This window comes from Falsochrobactrum tianjinense, assembly GCF_019100495.1.
In the GTDB taxonomy this organism is placed as follows: Bacteria; Pseudomonadota; Alphaproteobacteria; order Rhizobiales; family Rhizobiaceae; genus Brucella; species Brucella tianjinense.
The window spans coordinates 1,091,468-1,106,548 of the sequence record NZ_JAHRVA010000001.1 but is presented as its reverse complement, the minus strand read 5'-3'; the positions used below and the strand labels follow the sequence as shown (position 1 = coordinate 1,106,548).

Here is a 15,081-nt window from a genome sequence, read left to right as displayed (position 1 = left end):
CTCAAGCGACGCCATAAAAGCTAAGGTAGGTTATGGAGTAGCTGCAAGAATCGTTTGCTGGTTTTTTTTAAAAGAACCGCGAGGAAAGCTGCAAAAACAGTGGCGTATGTAATTTCGTCATCCCGATAACCGCACAGAATTCGACGGAAATACGGCTCTCTGCCGCTTTCGTTCTCAATCGGCCGACTGCGCATGGATACGCGCTGTCGCCAGTGCTCGGAAAGAGCAAACAGGTCGGCCCGGCTTTTTCGGGTCATATATGAGGTCGTTTCGTTTGGAATAGCTATGGGTCAAGCAAGACTGACCATTGCAAGCCTGAAGACCGTGATCGCCACGAGGCCATCGCGCGCGAAGACAGCAGCTTTCATTCCAGCGAACCCAGAATCACCCGGCAGATGCATCCCAGCCAGGACGACAGCCTTCAGGGCCTCGTCCGGCGTACGCGGATTGCGTCTTCATGCCGGCAGGAAAGACACTAATGTCCAACAAAATGCTTATCGATGCCTCCCACCCGGAGGAAACCCGCGTTATCGTTACGCGTGGCAACAAGATTGAAGAGTTTGACTTCGAGTCGGAACATAAGAAGCAACTGAAGGGTAATATCTATCTCGCACGCGTCACGCGCGTCGAACCGTCACTTCAGGCTGCTTTCGTGGAATATGGCGGTAATCGCCATGGTTTTCTGGCTTTTTCGGAAATCCATCCCGACTATTATCAGATTCCGGTTGCAGACCGTCTGGCCCTGCTGGAAGCGGAAGCAAAAGCCGCCCGCGCGGAAGACGACGATGAAGAGCCACGCGCAAAGAACGACCGCTCACGCCGGCATCGCCGTCGCGGTCGCCGCGATGGCCAGAATAACGATGCACAGGCGGACAGCGCAGGCAATAGCGTACCTGCCGCAGAACCTGTCGGACCGGCTTTTGAAAATTACGTACCGGGGACACCAGCCATAAGCTTGATGCAAAATGGTGATGTCGTGTCCGAGGCCATCGAAAATGGCAATGGCGACGATGATGACGACCCTGACGGAGATAATGGAGACAGCGAGGACGATGTTATCGAGTCGGTCGGCTCGGAAGATGCAATGGAAGAACTTCCCGCGCATAGCCGCACCAACCGCCGTCAGTATAATATCCAGGAAGTCATCAAGCGCCGCCAGATCATTCTGGTGCAAGTAGTCAAGGAAGAACGCGGTAATAAGGGTGCGGCGCTTACGACCTATCTGTCGCTGGCCGGTCGCTATTCCGTGCTGATGCCCAACACCGCGCGCGGCGGCGGCATTTCGCGCAAGATCACCAATCCGCAGGACCGCAAGCGCCTCAAGGAAATCGTCAAGGAACTCGAAGTGCCGCAAGGCATGGGCGTGATCTTGCGCACGGCCGGAGCAAACCGTACCAAGGCAGAAGTCAAGCGCGACTATGAATATCTGATGCGCCTTTGGGAGAATGTGCGCTCGCTTACCCTGCAATCGAGCGCCCCCGCCCTCGTCTATGAGGAAGGCAGCCTCATCAAGCGGTCCATCCGCGATCTTTACAACAAGGACATCACCGAGATTCTCGTTTCAGGAGAGAGCGGTTATCGCGAAGCAAAAGACTTCATGCGCATGCTCATGCCCAGCCATGCCAAGGTGGTTCAACCTTACCGCGAACAGATTCCCGTCTTCACGCGTTATGGTGTGGAAGCGCAGCTTGACCGCATGCTTCAGCCACAGGTTACGCTGAAGTCCGGCGGCTATCTGATCATCAACCAGACTGAAGCCCTGGTTGCCATTGACGTCAATTCCGGTCGCTCGACGCGCGAACATTCCATCGAAGATACGGCGCTCCAGACCAATCTGGAGGCCGCAGAAGAGGTCGCGCGCCAGCTGCGCCTGCGCGACCTTGCTGGCCTGATCGTCGTCGACTTCATCGACATGGAAGAAAAGCGCAACAACCGCGCTGTCGAGAAGAAGATGAAGGAGTGCCTCAAGGATGACCGTGCGCGCATTCAAGTGGGCCGTATCTCGCATTTCGGTCTTCTGGAAATGTCGCGGCAGCGTATCCGCGCATCCGTTCTTGAAAGTACGATGCAGATTTGCCCGCATTGCGGCGGCGCGGGTCATATCCGCTCCGATTCCTCGATGGCGCTGCATATTATTCGTGGTATCGAGGACTATCTGCTGCGTCATTCCGGTTATGATATCGTTGTGCGCACTCCGGCAACCTCCGCCCTTTATGTGCTCAATCATAAACGGCAGTTACTGGCCGATCTGGAAGGCCGTTTCGGCGCTGCCATCAGCATCGATGCCGATGAAAGCGTTGGGGATCAGCAATTCGCCATCGACAAGGGCGGACCGTCGACGCGTCCTGTGACGCAACCTCCGGTTCAGCCGATGGTCTATGAAGACGACATCGAAGATCCCGAAATCCCCGTCGAGGAAGAAGAGGCCGAAGAAGAGACCAAGACTGACATCCAGCATCGCGAGGAAAATGGCGATGAAGCTGAGCGCAAGCGCCGCCGTCGCCGTCGCCGTCGCGGCGGACGTGACCGCGAAGCGTCAGAGCAGACGGAACAATCCGAAACCGGCGCGGATACTTCCAATGAAGAAAGCGACGAGGAATCGGACGCACAAAACACCTCTTCCCAGAGCGAGGAAGACCGGCGCAAGAAGCGCCGCCGGGGACGCCGGGGCGGTCGCAAGAACCGCCGTGACGATGAGATTAATGTAACAAAGATTCCCGATGCAGAGCCAGTTGGTTTCACTCCGGTCTGGCCTGTAAGGGCGGAAGAACAGTCCGACGAGGCAGCAATGCCCGAGGCGAGCGTTCAGGAAGAATCTGCCAGCGTTGAAGCCGTCGAAGTGGCGGAAACCGTCACTAACGAAGTAGAAACAAAGCCGACCCGACCGGCGCGCAAGCCGCGCGCTCGCAGGACTGCCAAAAGCGAAGAAGCCATCAGCGTCGAAGCTGTTGCCGACGAGGTGCAAGAGGAGCCGGTAAAACTGGCCCGCAGGACTCGCACGCGCAAGAAGGCGGTCGAGGGTGAAATTGCGGCAGAAACTGTCGTACCAGATGAAACCCCTGCTTCAGCAGAAGTTGATGCGGAAGAGGCTAAACCCAGACGCCGAACCCGGAAGGTAGCAGCCAAGCCGGAAGCCGCAGAGCCTGCGCCAGAAACCGAAACTGCAACTCAGCACGCCCCGGCTGTAGAAGCTGAAAAGCCAACGGAGCCGGTCGTAACATCAAGCGAGAGCGAAGGGCAGAAACCAAAACGCGCCGGGTGGTGGCAGAAAAAGGGCTTTTTCTAAGCTTTTATGAAACATAAGAAAACCGGCATAAATGCCGGTTTTCTTTTTATTTTCACATTGAGAACGGTTTTACCGATTGAGCAGTCAAGTTTGCTGCCGCGGAAGCCATTCTTCCAGACGTCTTATGGCTTCCAGCATTTCCTCCACCTTGCCCGCATAGGAAAAACGCATGGTGCGGTGGCCGTCCAAAGGGTCGAAATCTCGACCGGGTGTGGCGGCGATATTGATCTCGGCGATCATGCGGCGGGCAAATTCCATACTATCATTGGTGAAGCGGGAAACATCGCAATAGGCATAAAAAGCGCCGTCCATCGGGGCTGCGAGCTTCAGCCCCATCTGCGGCAGATGGTTCATCAGGATCAACCGATTCTGGCGATAGCGATCTTTCACCTGTTCCAATTCTTCCGTGGCGTGAAACGCTTCGACTGCGGCGCGCTGCGAGAGTTCCGGCGCGGAGATATAAAGACTCTGGCCAATCCGCTCTATTGCACGTACATCGCCTTCCGGCAGAACCATCCAGCCTATGCGCCATCCCGTCATACAATAATATTTGGAGAATGAATTGATGACCGTAACGTCATCGGCAATTTGCAGCGCCGTGACATCTTCCATTTCATAAGAAAGCCGATGATAAATTTCGTCAGAAATCACCCGGATCCCGAGGCTACCGGCCCTCTCGATTATCGCCTGCAATTCCGCCTTGCCAATCACCGCTCCGGTCGGGTTGGCGGGACTTGCGAACAAGACCCCCTTTAGCGGTTTTTCCGCATGAACGTCAGCAAGTGCCTGTGCAGTCAGGGACGCGGAAGCATCGTTGCCTGTAGGGATTTCGACCACTTCCAGGCCGAGCGCAGTCAGAATATTGCGATAGGCTGGATAACCAGGGCGCGTGATCGCTACCCGGTCGCCGGGATCGAAATAGGCCAGAAACGCCAAATTGAAAGCCGCCGACGATCCCGTCGTGACAGCTATGCGCTCCGCCGAAATCGTCACGCCATAGTGCTGCGCATAATGCGCGGCGATTGCCTCGCGCAATTCGATGAGGCCAAGCGCGTCGGTATAGCCGATACGCCCGTCTTCGAGGGCGCGCTCCGCCGCCTGCCGCACAGCCGCCGGTGCAGGATCTGCCGGTTGGCCCACCGCCATAGATATGATCGGATGCCCTGCGGCACGACGCCGATTGGCCTCTGCCAGAACGTCCATGGCGTGGAAAGGCTCGACCGTGCTGCGGTTGGATAGTCTCTTCAACTTGGCCTCCAGAACTGATTAAGCGACACTGCCTCCCGCCCTATAATCGCCGGATTGGTAAAGCAACAGCGAACGCAGGGAAAATGCGGCACTATCGGTAAATCGACGCACAAGCTATAAGAATCGCGCCAGTTTGAAGAAGGATGAGGAGCTTATGGGGATGATGAGTGCAACTGCCCCGGCCAGAAAGTTTTCATTCGGCGGTGTGGTACGTAAGTCTGTGGCCGCTTTCGCGGCCCTAGCCATCGCTATGACGGGTGTCCTGCCCGCTTCCGCGCAATCACGTGGCGGCAGTGTTCCGATTGTTCGTGATGCGGAAATCGAAGCTCTGGTCGCGGACTATGCCAGACCCATTCTAAAAGCCGCTGGCTTAAGCAGCCGAGGCATTCGCGTCATTCTCGTCAATTCCCAAAGCTTCAACGCCTTTGTCGATGGTCGCCGCATATTCATCAATACCGGCGCACTCATGCAGGCGGAAACACCAAATGAAATCATCGGCGTTATCGCACATGAAGCAGCCCATCTCGCAGGCGGACACCAGCACCGCCTACGCGAACAGCTAAGCCGCGCCCGCACAATGGCGATTATCGGCGCGCTTCTGGGCGTGGGCGCGGGCGTTGCAGGTGCTGCCGCAGGCAGCGGCGCTGCGGCAGGTGCAGGCGGAGGTTTTGCCATAGGCAGTTCCGAAATGGCCATGCGCAGCCTGCTTAACTATCAGCGTACCGAAGAAATGACCGCCGACAGGCTGGCGGTCAATTATCTCAACGCAACCGGCCAATCTGCCAAGGGGATGCTTGACACATTCGCGCGGTTCGCTTCCGCTCTGTCGCTGTCCGGTACGCAGATCGACCAATACCGGATCAGTCACCCCCTGCCGCGCGAACGTATCGCCAATCTAGAAGAGCTGGCCAGGAAAAGCCCCCATTTCAACAAGACGGATTCCGCCGCCCTGCAACTGCGGCACGATATGGTGCGCGCCAAGATTGCTGCCTATTCCAATACTATGGGCGCGTTGCAACGCATGTTCCGCAGCAATCCAGGCGGGCTCCCTGCTCGCTATGGTAGCGCCATCACCACCTATCTGAATGGCTCGGCACGCGCCGCCATGCCCAAATTCGATGCGCTCATCAAGGCACAGCCCAAGAACCCCTATTTCCAGGAAATGCGCGGAGAAGTTCTTATCAAGGCCAATGATGCGGCGGGCGCGGCAAAAGCCTTTCAGAAAGCCGTTTCTCTCGATCCTCGCAAATCACCGCTTTTGCGGATGAGCTATGGGCGGGCACTCATGCTGACGGGGGTAAAAGCCAATATGCCGACCGCCATCAAGGAAATCAAAGCCGGTATTGCGTCCGATCCGGAGTTTCCCGGCGGTTACGGTTTTCTTGCGCAGGCCTATGGCCAGTCGGGTAACAGGGCGCGCGCAAACCTTGCCACCGCCGATATGCACTTTTATTCGGGGCGGTTGCAACAGGCGCAGATATTTGCCATCCGCGCCCAGAAGCAAATGAAGTCCGGTTCACCCGACTGGCTGCGCGCGCAGGACATCATCAACACCAAGCCACGAAAATAATGCACCACGGCATCACTGACGTGGATTTTCAGAACGTATGAAAGTGACCAATATGAAGAATGCGATTTTAGGCTCCATGATAGGTGGCGTCATCGGCATTGCCGCCCTCGCCTCAGGTTATTATGCAGGCACGATGCAGCAGGCCATCCCGACCGCTGCGACACAGCCACCAGCTTCCGCATCCACACCTCGACAGACTGTCGAGGCCATCGTTCGCAATTACCTGCTTGAGAATCCGGAACTAATCGTTGAAGTTCAAGATTCGCTTGAGCGAAAGCAGGCAGAAGCGGCGCAGCTTCGCGTCAAGGAAATCATCGCATCAAACAAGGACGAGCTTTACAACTCATCTCACGACGCCATATTCGGCAATCCGAACGGCGATGTGACGGTCGTTGAATTCTTCGATTACAATTGCGGCTACTGCAAACGTGCCTTGCCCGATATGCAGGCCATTCTGAAGAACGACCCGAATGTCCGTTTCGTCATGAAAGAATTTCCGATCCTCGGTCCCGATTCCATGCGTGCGCATATCGTTGCGCAGGCTTTCAAGGCTTTGATGCCTGAGAAATATGCGCAGTATCACGAGATACTTCTAAGTGCAGCTGAACGCGCGACGGAAGAGTCCGCAATTGCCGATGCCGTCAAACTTGGCGCAGACGAGACACAGCTTCGCGAAAAAATGCAGAGCCCGGAAATCCGCGGCGCATTCCAGAACACCTATCAGCTTGCCAGCCAGCTCAACATCACCGGAACACCGTCTTATATCGTCGGAAACGAACTTGTGCCGGGTGCAATCGGTGCGGAAGGCCTAATCGAGAGAATCGCTGCGGCACGCGCAGCCGCAAAAAACTGACGGCTGACAGAATAAAGTCTGGCCTGAATGGCAACATGGCCCGGCGTTAAAATTTACCGCAAATTACGTTCAGGTCGTAAAGAATAGCGGGAAAAGCGCCGGGGCAGAATATAAGCGATGAATTAGAGGGTTTCGACTTGCGTTCAAGCCCTCTATATGGAATGCGAAGTGCAGTCGAAATTTCATGATAGGCCCGTTATCGATCGCGGACGGATATGGTAAAGACAGTTTTTGTTTTGAACGGTCCCAATCTCAATCTTCTTGGGAAACGGGAGCCGGGCATATACGGTATTGCTACGCTCGAGGATATCGAAGCGAGTTGCAGAGGTGAAGCCGACCAACTGGGCCTGACGATCGACTTTCGCCAGACCAATCATGAAGGCGAACTGGTGAGTTGGATTCAGGAGGCAGGCGACAAGGACGCCTACGTCCTGATCAATCCTGCCGCCTATAGCCACACTTCGGTGGCTATTCACGATGCGATCCGCTCGGCAAAGGTTACGGCAGTGGAAGTGCATCTGTCGAATATTCATGCGCGTGAAGCGTTCCGGCATCACTCCTATGTCTCCGCAGTCGCCAAAGGCGTCATCTGCGGCTTTGGCGCGGAAGGATACCTGCTCGGCCTGCGCGCACTCGCGGCAATTGCCAAAGAAGAAGAAAACAACGGGCAAGCTTTAAAAGGGGCCTGATATGTCCAGCAAAAACTCTGTCATCGACAAGGAAACCATCCGCGACCTGGCGGATATTCTCAATGAGACCGACCTGACCGATATCGAGGTCGAGCACGGCGATCTGCGTATCCGCGTTTCGCGCAAGATAACGGTTCAGGCAGCGGCGACCGTCATGCCTGCGGCACCCGCAGCAACTGCCGCCACACCGGCAGCAGCCACTCCCACCCCGGAAGCAGCCAAAGCCGAGCTTGCCAAGAACGCCGTGCCTTCGCCGATGGTCGGCACCGCCTATCTCGCCCCTGCCCCTGGCGCACGCAACTTCATCGAAGTCGGTACGCAGGTGAAGGAAGGCCAGACGCTTCTCATCATCGAAGCCATGAAGACCATGAACCAGATTCCCGCCACCCGTGCCGGAACGGTCAAGGCCATTCTGGTGGAAGACGCCCAGCCGGTCGAATTCGGCGAGCCGCTCGTCGTCATCGAATAACAGCCGTATTGCTTAAATAAAATCCGGCTTATTCAAGGAACGGGCAGCAAGCGTAATGTTTCAAAAGATACTCATAGCTAATCGAGGCGAAATCGCTCTTCGCGTGCTCAGGGCCTGCAAGGAACTGGGCATCAAGACAGTCGCAGTTCATTCCACCGCAGACGCCGACGCCATGCATGTGCGCCTTGCGGATGAAAGCGTGTGCATCGGGCCGCCGCCATCGCGCGACAGCTATCTGAATATTCATCAGATCGTCGCCGCATGCGAGATCACCGGTGCGGACGCGATCCATCCCGGTTATGGCTTTCTGTCAGAAAATGCCAAGTTTGCCGAAATTCTCGAAGCCCATGGCATTACTTTCATCGGCCCTACCGCATCGCATATCCGTGTCATGGGCGACAAGATCGAGGCCAAGCGCACCGCTAAACGCCTCGGCATTCCGGTCGTTCCGGGTTCGGACGGCGGCGTCACCGACGATGAGGAAGCCAAGAAGGTCGCCAGAGAAATCGGTTATCCGGTCATCATCAAGGCTTCGGCCGGCGGCGGTGGGCGCGGCATGAAGGTCGCGCACACAGAAGAAGACCTCTCCGTGGCGCTCGCCACCGCTCGTACGGAAGCAGGCGCGGCCTTCGGTGATGATGCCGTCTATATCGAGAAATATCTCGAAAAGCCGCGCCATATTGAAGTGCAGGTGATGGGCGACGGTGCGGGTAACGCCATTCACCTTGGCGAGCGTGACTGTTCCTTGCAGCGCCGCCACCAGAAGGTATGGGAAGAAGCCAACTCCCCGGCCCTCAACGCGGAAGCTCGGGACAGGATCGGCATGATCTGCGCCAATGCCTGCGCGGAACTGGGCTATCGCGGCGCAGGCACCATCGAATTCCTCTATGAGAATGGCGAATTCTATTTCATCGAAATGAATACCCGCCTTCAGGTGGAGCATCCAATCACAGAAGCCATCACCGGCATTGATCTCGTTCATGAGCAAATCAGAGTCGCTGCCGGGCTTGGTCTTTCGATCAAGCAGGAAGACGTGCGCTTCTCCGGCCATGCCATTGAATGCCGCATCAATGCCGAAGATCCACGCAACTTCACGCCATCACCGGGCCTGATCACCCATTACCACACGCCGGGAGGGCTGGGCATTCGCGTGGATTCAGGCGTCTATTCAGGCTATCGCATACCACCTTATTATGACAGCCTCATCGGCAAGCTCATTGTGCATGGGCGCAATCGCGTGGAATGCATGATGCGTCTGCGCCGTGCTCTTGACGAATTCGTCGTCGATGGCGTGAAAACCACCCTGCCCCTGTTTCAGGATCTGATCTCCAATCAGGATATAGCCAATGGTGACTATGATATCCATTGGCTGGAAAAATACCTGGCTGGCGAGACCGAAAACAAAGGCGCTTAAGGAAAGTGGCCGCAGGAGCATTCTCGGACGAATATTCGATCGAGCCGGAACTGCTCCTGCGAGCCTATGCCGCCGGAGTTTTTCCGATGGCGGAAGAGGCCGACGTCCCAGAGATATTCTGGGTCCGGCCTGAAAAGCGCGGTATAATTCCGCTGGATAGGTTTCATATCCCGCGCAGCCTCCAGAAAATCATCCGTCAGGGTATATTTGAAATCAGGCTCGACAGTGATTTCGAGGGTGTTATCGACGGCTGCGCCAGCGGCTCGGGCGAGCGAGCCCGGACATGGATCAATATGCCGATCCGTCAGGCCTATGCCCGGCTGTTTGAAATCGGGCATTGCCACACTGTCGAAGCCTGGCATAAGGGAAAGCTCGTAGGTGGCCTTTACGGCGTGACGCTGGGGCGAGCATTTTTCGGCGAAAGCATGTTTACGCGCAAGCGCGATGCTTCAAAGGTGTGCCTTGCCTATCTAGTTCAGCACCTTAGGCAACAAGGTTTCGAGCTTCTCGATACACAGTTCACAACGCCTCATCTTGAGCGCTTTGGAGCAGTGGAAGTTAAGCGAAAGGAATATGAGAAAATCCTTGAGCATGCATTGGAAAGCATTGCCCGCTTCTAAGATCAGTTGCGCTGAGCCGGAGGCGGCACGTCCGATGTCTGCTTGCAATCCTTCAGCCAGACATCATAGACGGAATGCTCGACCGCATTGAGACCCGGGCTATCCGCAAACATCCAGCCTGTGAAAATACGACGAATCTTGCGGTCCAGAGTGATCTCATCGACCGCAACAAAACCATCCGTACGCGGCGCTTCATCTTCGGTGCGTGAGTAACAAACCTTCGGCGTCACTTGTAACGCGCCGAATTGCACCGTTTCGTTGATATAGACATCGAATGTGGTAATGCGGCCCGTAATCTTGTCGAGACCCGAAAATTCGGCCACCGGATTGGAAATGCGCTCTGCCTTGGCCGCATGCATACTTACGCCCATCAGGAACGAAACCAGTGCGATCCTCGTGGCCTTGTGAAATTTCTGTTTTCCGTTACCGGACATGCCGGAGGCATATTTCATCAAAACAGCATTCCGCATCAAAAATGGTTAAACAGCGAGCCTGAAAACGTTTCGATCTGATTGAACCAGATCGGCGCCTCAGAAGTTTGCTTTGCGCCAGAATGCGCACTCAACAATTCCTACGTATGAAATGTGACGATTCGTTGCCCTGCCGCAAGCGGCAATGACGCCTGCCAGTCCCAGTCGCTCCTCTATCCTCAAGAGCTTGCGTCAAAAACGGTGATATATAAATCCGACGCAAAGATTCACGCCGGATATGATTGTTTGCATATGCTTAGTTGCCCGGCGTCCAGGCATCATACTCGCCTGTCACGCGCGGACGCTCTTCAGGTTGCTTTCCGGGCAGCGCAATCGCGCCCTTCGGACGATAGGCATAGGGAGTTCCGGTGAGGTTCTGAAGATGCGGCTGCTGCCAATCACGCGGCTTGTAATTTTCTTTGCTGGGCGGAGTGTCGACACGATGGTGCATCCAGCCGTGCCAGCCAGCGGGAATAGCACTTGCTTCCGCATAACCGTTGTAAATCACCCAGCGGCGCGTGCGTCCTTCAGAGTCCTTGCCACCCTGATAATAGACATTGCCATACTCGTCTTCACCAACGCGCTCGCCCTTGCGCCATGTATGAAAGCGGGTTCCGAGTGTCTGGCCGTTCCACCAAGTGAAGACCTGTGTGAGAAATTTCTTCATGACCTATCCAGATCCAATATTGTCACCTGCGGCTAAAGCCGCCAAATTTTCATTGTTTATGGCCCCATCATCGCACCAAGGCAAGGGTCAAGTTGCCGCTGTTACCGGACTAAGAGTTACATGCTCCAGCCTTCAAGCTTCTTCTCCATGACCAGCACCGGTTCCTTGCAAGTGGGAGCACCCCAATCCTCGTTCCTGCCTATGCGGACATAGCCTTTATGTTCATAAAAAAGGACAGCTTTATTATTACGCTCGATAACCTCAAGTCGAATCGCACTCACATCCGGGAAAGCTATCTCGACTTCAGCAAGCAGCATCGTGCCGATACCATGCACCTGTGCTTCCGGGCGGACATAGAGTTGGTGCAACGATACCTTGTTTTTGTCGGCTTGCTTCGCAAAAGCCATACCGTCAATTCCGCCTTTGCTGTTATTGGCAACCACAAATTCCGAATATGGCTTACGCAGATTAGCTTTCAAAGCCGCAATCGAGTGCCATTGGCTGGTAATCGCAGTCACCATGTCCCGGCCAAGAATATCGTCGAAAGTCGCATGCCAGGTTTCAACCAGCAGCTCGTGAACTGCCTGAAGGTCTGCCTCACTGGCGCTACGTACCCACATTATTCTTCAATTCCCAGCTTGGCCTTAACCAGTTCATTGACAGTCTGCGGATTAGCTTTGCCGCCTGTCGCCTTCATGACCTGGCCGACGAACCAGCCTGCCAGCGTCGGCTTCGCCTTGGCCTGCTCAACCTTGTCGGGATTGGCGGCGATCACATCATCGACGGCTTTCTCGATAGCACCGGTATCGGTTACTTGCTTCAGACCACGCTCTTCAACGAGCTTTTTCGGATCGCCTCCCTCGTTCCATACGATCTCGAACAGATCCTTCGCAATCTTGCCGGAAATGGTACCTTCCTTGATCAGGTCAATGATCGCGCCAAGCTGGCCGGGATTTACCGGAGAGTCCTCAATGCTCTTGCCCGCCTTGTTGAGCGCACCAAGCAGATCGTTGATAATCCAATTGGCGGCGGCTTTGCCGTCACGACCTGCGGCAACTACCTCATAATAGTCAGCGATGGCTTTTTCGGTCACGAGGATCGAGGCGTCATAGACTGAGATGCCCTGCTTTTCGACCAGACGCTGCTTTTTCTCGTCCGGCAGTTCCGGCAGATCGGCGGTAAGCGCATCCACAAAAGCCTGATTGAATTCGAGCGGCAAGAGGTCCGGATCGGGGAAATAACGATAGTCGTGCGCTTCCTCCTTGGAGCGCATGGATCGTGTTTCACCTTTTACCGGGTCAAAAAGGCGGGTTTCCTGATCGATAGAGCCACCATCTTCAAGAATGGCGATCTGGCGGCGCGCCTCATATTCGATTGCCTGACCGACAAAACGGATCGAATTGACGTTCTTGATCTCACAGCGCGTGCCGAATTCGCCACCCGGACGGCGTACCGATACGTTTACGTCGGCACGCATGGAGCCTTCGTCCATATTGCCATCACAAGTGCCCAGGTAACGCACGATGGTGCGCAGTTTGGTCAGATAAGCACGCGCTTCATCCGACGAGCGCAGATCGGGCTTGGACACGATTTCCATCAGCGCCACGCCAGAACGGTTAAGGTCCACATAGGACATGGTCGGATGCTGGTCATGCATGGACTTGCCCGCATCCTGTTCCAGATGCAGCCGTTCAATGCCGATCTCCACGTCTTCGAACTGGCCTTTATTGTCCGGCCCGACAGAAATCATGATCTTGCCTTCGCCAACAATCGGCTGCTTGAACTGCGAAATCTGATAGCCCTGCGGCAGATCGGGATAGAAGTAGTTCTTGCGATCGAAAACCGACTTGAGATTGATCTGCGCTTTCAAGCCGATACCAGTGCGTACGGCCTGTTTCACGCATTCCATATTGATGACAGGCAACATGCCAGGCATGGCCGCATCAATCAGCGAGACATTGGAATTCGGTTCTGACCCGAAAGCCGTAGAAGCGCCAGAAAACAGCTTCGATTGAGACGTGACCTGTGCGTGAACTTCCATGCCGATGACGACTTCCCAGTCGCCGGTGGCACCTGAAATGAAACGTTTGGGTTCTGGCGTACGCGTATCGATAAGGGACATGCTGGCTCGTAAATACTTTGATTGGGCTGAAACTCGTTCACTACTGGCTAGAACAAAGCCTCTGGTGATGCAAGCTTTTCAGCCCTCCATTTCAGGAACTGAAAACGAAAAGGCCGCGCATTGCGCGGCCAATCCATATTCATCGAGAAGGAGCCGATCAAGCTTCTTCAGACTTGCCTTCGTCGGCCTTTTTCTTCGGAGCGGCCTTTTTCTTCGGTGCAGCCTTCTTTGCAGGCTTAGCTTCCGAAACAGTATCTTCGTCTTCTTCTGCCGTCAGCTCTTCCTTAGTGACCTTCTTGTCGGTTACGTCGATATTGGCGAGCAGATGGTCGACAACTTTTTCTTCGAAGATCGGGGCGCGGAGGTTAGCCACGGCATCCGGCGTCTTGCGCAGGAATTCGTAGATTTCCTTTTCCTGACCCGGATAGCGACGAACCTGATCATAGACTGCGCGCTGCAATTCCTCTTCCGAAACTTCAACGCCAGCCTTTTCGCCGATTTCTGACAAAACGAGACCAAGACGAACGCGGCGTTCGGCGAGCTTGCGATACTCTTCGCGCGCGGCTTCTTCGGTCGTGTCTTCGTCTTCAAAGGTACGTCCAGCCTGTTGCAGATCGAAATTAATCTGCTGCCAGATATTGTTGAATTCGGCATCGACAAGCTTCTGCGGCGTTTCGAACTGATAATCGCCATCAAGAGCGTCAAGAATCTGGCGCTTCACCTTCTGGCGCGTGATCTGGCCATATTGGCTCTCGATCTGTTCGCGAACAACCTCGCGCAAGCGCTCAAGCGTCTCGATGCCGAGCTTCTTAGCGGTTTCGTCATTGAGTTCCAGTTCGTTCGGCTTGGCAACTTCCTTCACCTTGATGTCGAAGGTGGCTTCCTTGCCAGCGAGATGCGCAGCGCCGTATTCCGCCGGGAATGTCACATTGATGACCTTTTCGTCACCGGCCTTGACGCCGACGAGCTGTTCTTCAAAGCCCGGAATGAACTGGCCGGAACCAAGAACGAGCTGCGCATCGTTGTCGGCGCCGCCTTCGAACGGCTCGCCATCAAGCTTGCCGAGGTAATCGACCGTCACGCGATCTTCGTTCTCCGCCTTGCCCTTCTTGGTTTCGAAGGTACGGGTCGAAGAAGCGATACGCTTGACCTGCTCGTCAACTTCTTCATCGGGAATGTCGACGACTTCGCGAGTCACGGCAATCTTGGAGAAGTCCTTGACTTCGATAGCCGGCAGAACTTCGTAATTCAGCGAGAAAACGAAATCGGCCTTGCCGTCGAGAACCTGTTCAGCCTCTTTTTCGTCTTCCGACATGATTACTTCGGGCTGCGTTGCCGACTTTTCGTTACGGTCGGCGAGAATCGAACGCGAGGAATCGTTGAGGATCTCGTTGACGATCTCGGCCATGAAGGATTTGCCGTACATCTTGCGCAGATGAGCTGCCGGCACCTTACCCGGGCGGAAGCCGTTGATGCGTGCGTTGCCGCGAGCGGTTTCGAGCCGCTCAGCGAGCTTGGCTTCGAGATCTCCGGCCGGAACCACGACTTTAATCTCGCGCTTCAGCCCTTCATTGAGCGTTTCGGTAACCTGCATGTCAAACCTTCACTTCTGTCATTGTCCCGCCGTCATCGGCTTATCTGCCTCGTCGCGGGAGAGAAATTCCTTTGCCTTA

13 protein-coding genes and 1 pseudogene are annotated in these 15,081 nt (G+C 55.3%); 7 read left to right on the top strand and 7 right to left on the bottom strand.

The features are described from left to right. Positions 1–290 precede the first annotated feature (290 nt). A pseudogene (locus KUG47_RS16830) lies at positions 291–476 on the bottom strand (hypothetical protein). Between the two features lie 2 nt (positions 477–478). Between KUG47_RS16830 and KUG47_RS05310 the strand changes: the two are divergent. Then, positions 479–3,286: an Rne/Rng family ribonuclease gene (locus KUG47_RS05310; RefSeq protein ID WP_217676857.1), complete on the top strand. Its 2,808-nt coding sequence runs from the start codon at positions 479–481 to the stop codon at positions 3,284–3,286. A gap of 84 nt (positions 3,287–3,370) precedes the next feature. On the opposite strand, the gene KUG47_RS05305 is transcribed toward KUG47_RS05310, so the two are convergent. After that, positions 3,371–4,534, bottom strand: a complete 1,164-nt coding sequence (locus tag KUG47_RS05305) for a pyridoxal phosphate-dependent aminotransferase (RefSeq protein WP_217676855.1) — start codon at positions 4,532–4,534, stop codon at positions 3,371–3,373. 154 nt (positions 4,535–4,688) lie between these two features. On the opposite strand from KUG47_RS05305, the gene KUG47_RS05300 reads away from it, so the two are divergent. The 6 genes from KUG47_RS05300 (at position 4,689) to aat (ending at position 10,149) form a co-directional block, all read left to right on the top strand. Continuing rightward, entirely contained in the window at positions 4,689–6,104 is a 1,416-nt protein-coding gene (locus tag KUG47_RS05300) for a M48 family metalloprotease (protein WP_217676854.1), read from the top strand. Between the two features lie 52 nt (positions 6,105–6,156). After that, a complete protein-coding gene (locus KUG47_RS05295) occupies positions 6,157–6,957 on the top strand; it encodes a DsbA family protein (RefSeq protein WP_217676993.1) in 801 nt (266 codons plus the stop codon). Positions 6,958–7,172: 215 nt separating this feature from the next. Beyond that, positions 7,173–7,646 (top strand): type II 3-dehydroquinate dehydratase, encoded by a 474-nt coding sequence (gene aroQ / locus KUG47_RS05290; protein WP_217676853.1) that lies wholly within the window; start codon positions 7,173–7,175, stop codon positions 7,644–7,646. Between the two features lies 1 nt (position 7,647). After that, a complete protein-coding gene (accB, locus tag KUG47_RS05285) occupies positions 7,648–8,115 on the top strand; it encodes an acetyl-CoA carboxylase biotin carboxyl carrier protein (protein ID WP_217676852.1) in 468 nt (155 codons plus the stop codon). Positions 8,116–8,170: 55 nt separating this feature from the next. Continuing rightward, positions 8,171–9,529 carry an acetyl-CoA carboxylase biotin carboxylase subunit gene (accC, locus tag KUG47_RS05280; RefSeq protein WP_217676851.1) on the top strand — a complete coding sequence of 453 codons (1,359 nt, stop codon included), beginning with the start codon at positions 8,171–8,173 and terminating at the stop codon, positions 9,527–9,529. A gap of 50 nt (positions 9,530–9,579) precedes the next feature. Beyond that, positions 9,580–10,149 carry a leucyl/phenylalanyl-tRNA--protein transferase gene (aat, locus tag KUG47_RS05275; RefSeq protein ID WP_217676992.1) on the top strand — a complete coding sequence of 190 codons (570 nt, stop codon included), beginning with the start codon at positions 9,580–9,582 and terminating at the stop codon, positions 10,147–10,149. A 2-nt stretch (positions 10,150–10,151) separates the two neighbouring features. On the opposite strand, the gene KUG47_RS05270 is transcribed toward aat, so the two are convergent. The 5 genes from KUG47_RS05270 to tig all read right to left on the bottom strand — a co-directional run bounded on the left by KUG47_RS05270 (position 10,152) and on the right by tig (position 15,002). After that, on the bottom strand, positions 10,152–10,619 hold the full coding sequence (locus KUG47_RS05270; protein WP_217676850.1) for a DUF2155 domain-containing protein: 468 nt from the start codon (positions 10,617–10,619) through the stop codon (positions 10,152–10,154). A 256-nt stretch (positions 10,620–10,875) separates the two neighbouring features. Next, a complete protein-coding gene (locus KUG47_RS05265) occupies positions 10,876–11,286 on the bottom strand; it encodes an NADH:ubiquinone oxidoreductase subunit NDUFA12 (RefSeq protein WP_217676849.1) in 411 nt (136 codons plus the stop codon). Between the two features lie 116 nt (positions 11,287–11,402). After that, positions 11,403–11,906 carry a GNAT family N-acetyltransferase gene (locus tag KUG47_RS05260; protein ID WP_217676848.1) on the bottom strand — a complete coding sequence of 168 codons (504 nt, stop codon included), beginning with the start codon at positions 11,904–11,906 and terminating at the stop codon, positions 11,403–11,405. Continuing rightward, a complete protein-coding gene (gatB, locus tag KUG47_RS05255; RefSeq protein WP_217676846.1) occupies positions 11,906–13,408 on the bottom strand; it encodes an Asp-tRNA(Asn)/Glu-tRNA(Gln) amidotransferase subunit GatB in 1,503 nt (500 codons plus the stop codon). The genes KUG47_RS05260 and gatB overlap by 1 nt, the downstream gene beginning before the upstream one ends. A gap of 157 nt (positions 13,409–13,565) precedes the next feature. Further along, positions 13,566–15,002, bottom strand: a complete 1,437-nt coding sequence (gene tig / locus KUG47_RS05250) for a trigger factor (RefSeq protein WP_217676845.1) — start codon at positions 15,000–15,002, stop codon at positions 13,566–13,568. Between the last annotated feature and the right edge of the window lie 79 nt (positions 15,003–15,081).

Excerpts from the sequence above, each read along its gene's own strand:
- KUG47_RS05300 (WP_217676854.1), top strand. The coding sequence starts at position 4,689 with ATGGGGATGATGAGTGCAACTGCCCCGGCCAGAAAGTTTTCATTCGGC.
- KUG47_RS05260 (WP_217676848.1), bottom strand. The coding sequence starts at position 11,906 with ATGTGGGTACGTAGCGCCAGTGAGGCAGACCTTCAGGCAGTTCACGAG.
- KUG47_RS05295 (WP_217676993.1), top strand. The coding sequence starts at position 6,157 with ATGAAGAATGCGATTTTAGGCTCCATGATAGGTGGCGTCATCGGCATT.
- KUG47_RS05310 (WP_217676857.1), top strand. The coding sequence starts at position 479 with ATGTCCAACAAAATGCTTATCGATGCCTCCCACCCGGAGGAAACCCGC.
- gatB (WP_217676846.1), bottom strand. The coding sequence starts at position 13,408 with ATGTCCCTTATCGATACGCGTACGCCAGAACCCAAACGTTTCATTTCA.
- accB (WP_217676852.1), top strand. The coding sequence starts at position 7,648 with ATGTCCAGCAAAAACTCTGTCATCGACAAGGAAACCATCCGCGACCTG.
- accC (WP_217676851.1), top strand. The coding sequence starts at position 8,171 with ATGTTTCAAAAGATACTCATAGCTAATCGAGGCGAAATCGCTCTTCGC.
- KUG47_RS05270 (WP_217676850.1), bottom strand. The coding sequence starts at position 10,619 with ATGCGGAATGCTGTTTTGATGAAATATGCCTCCGGCATGTCCGGTAAC.
- KUG47_RS05265 (WP_217676849.1), bottom strand. The coding sequence starts at position 11,286 with ATGAAGAAATTTCTCACACAGGTCTTCACTTGGTGGAACGGCCAGACA.
- aroQ (WP_217676853.1), top strand. The coding sequence starts at position 7,173 with ATGGTAAAGACAGTTTTTGTTTTGAACGGTCCCAATCTCAATCTTCTT.
- tig (WP_217676845.1), bottom strand. The coding sequence starts at position 15,002 with ATGCAGGTTACCGAAACGCTCAATGAAGGGCTGAAGCGCGAGATTAAA.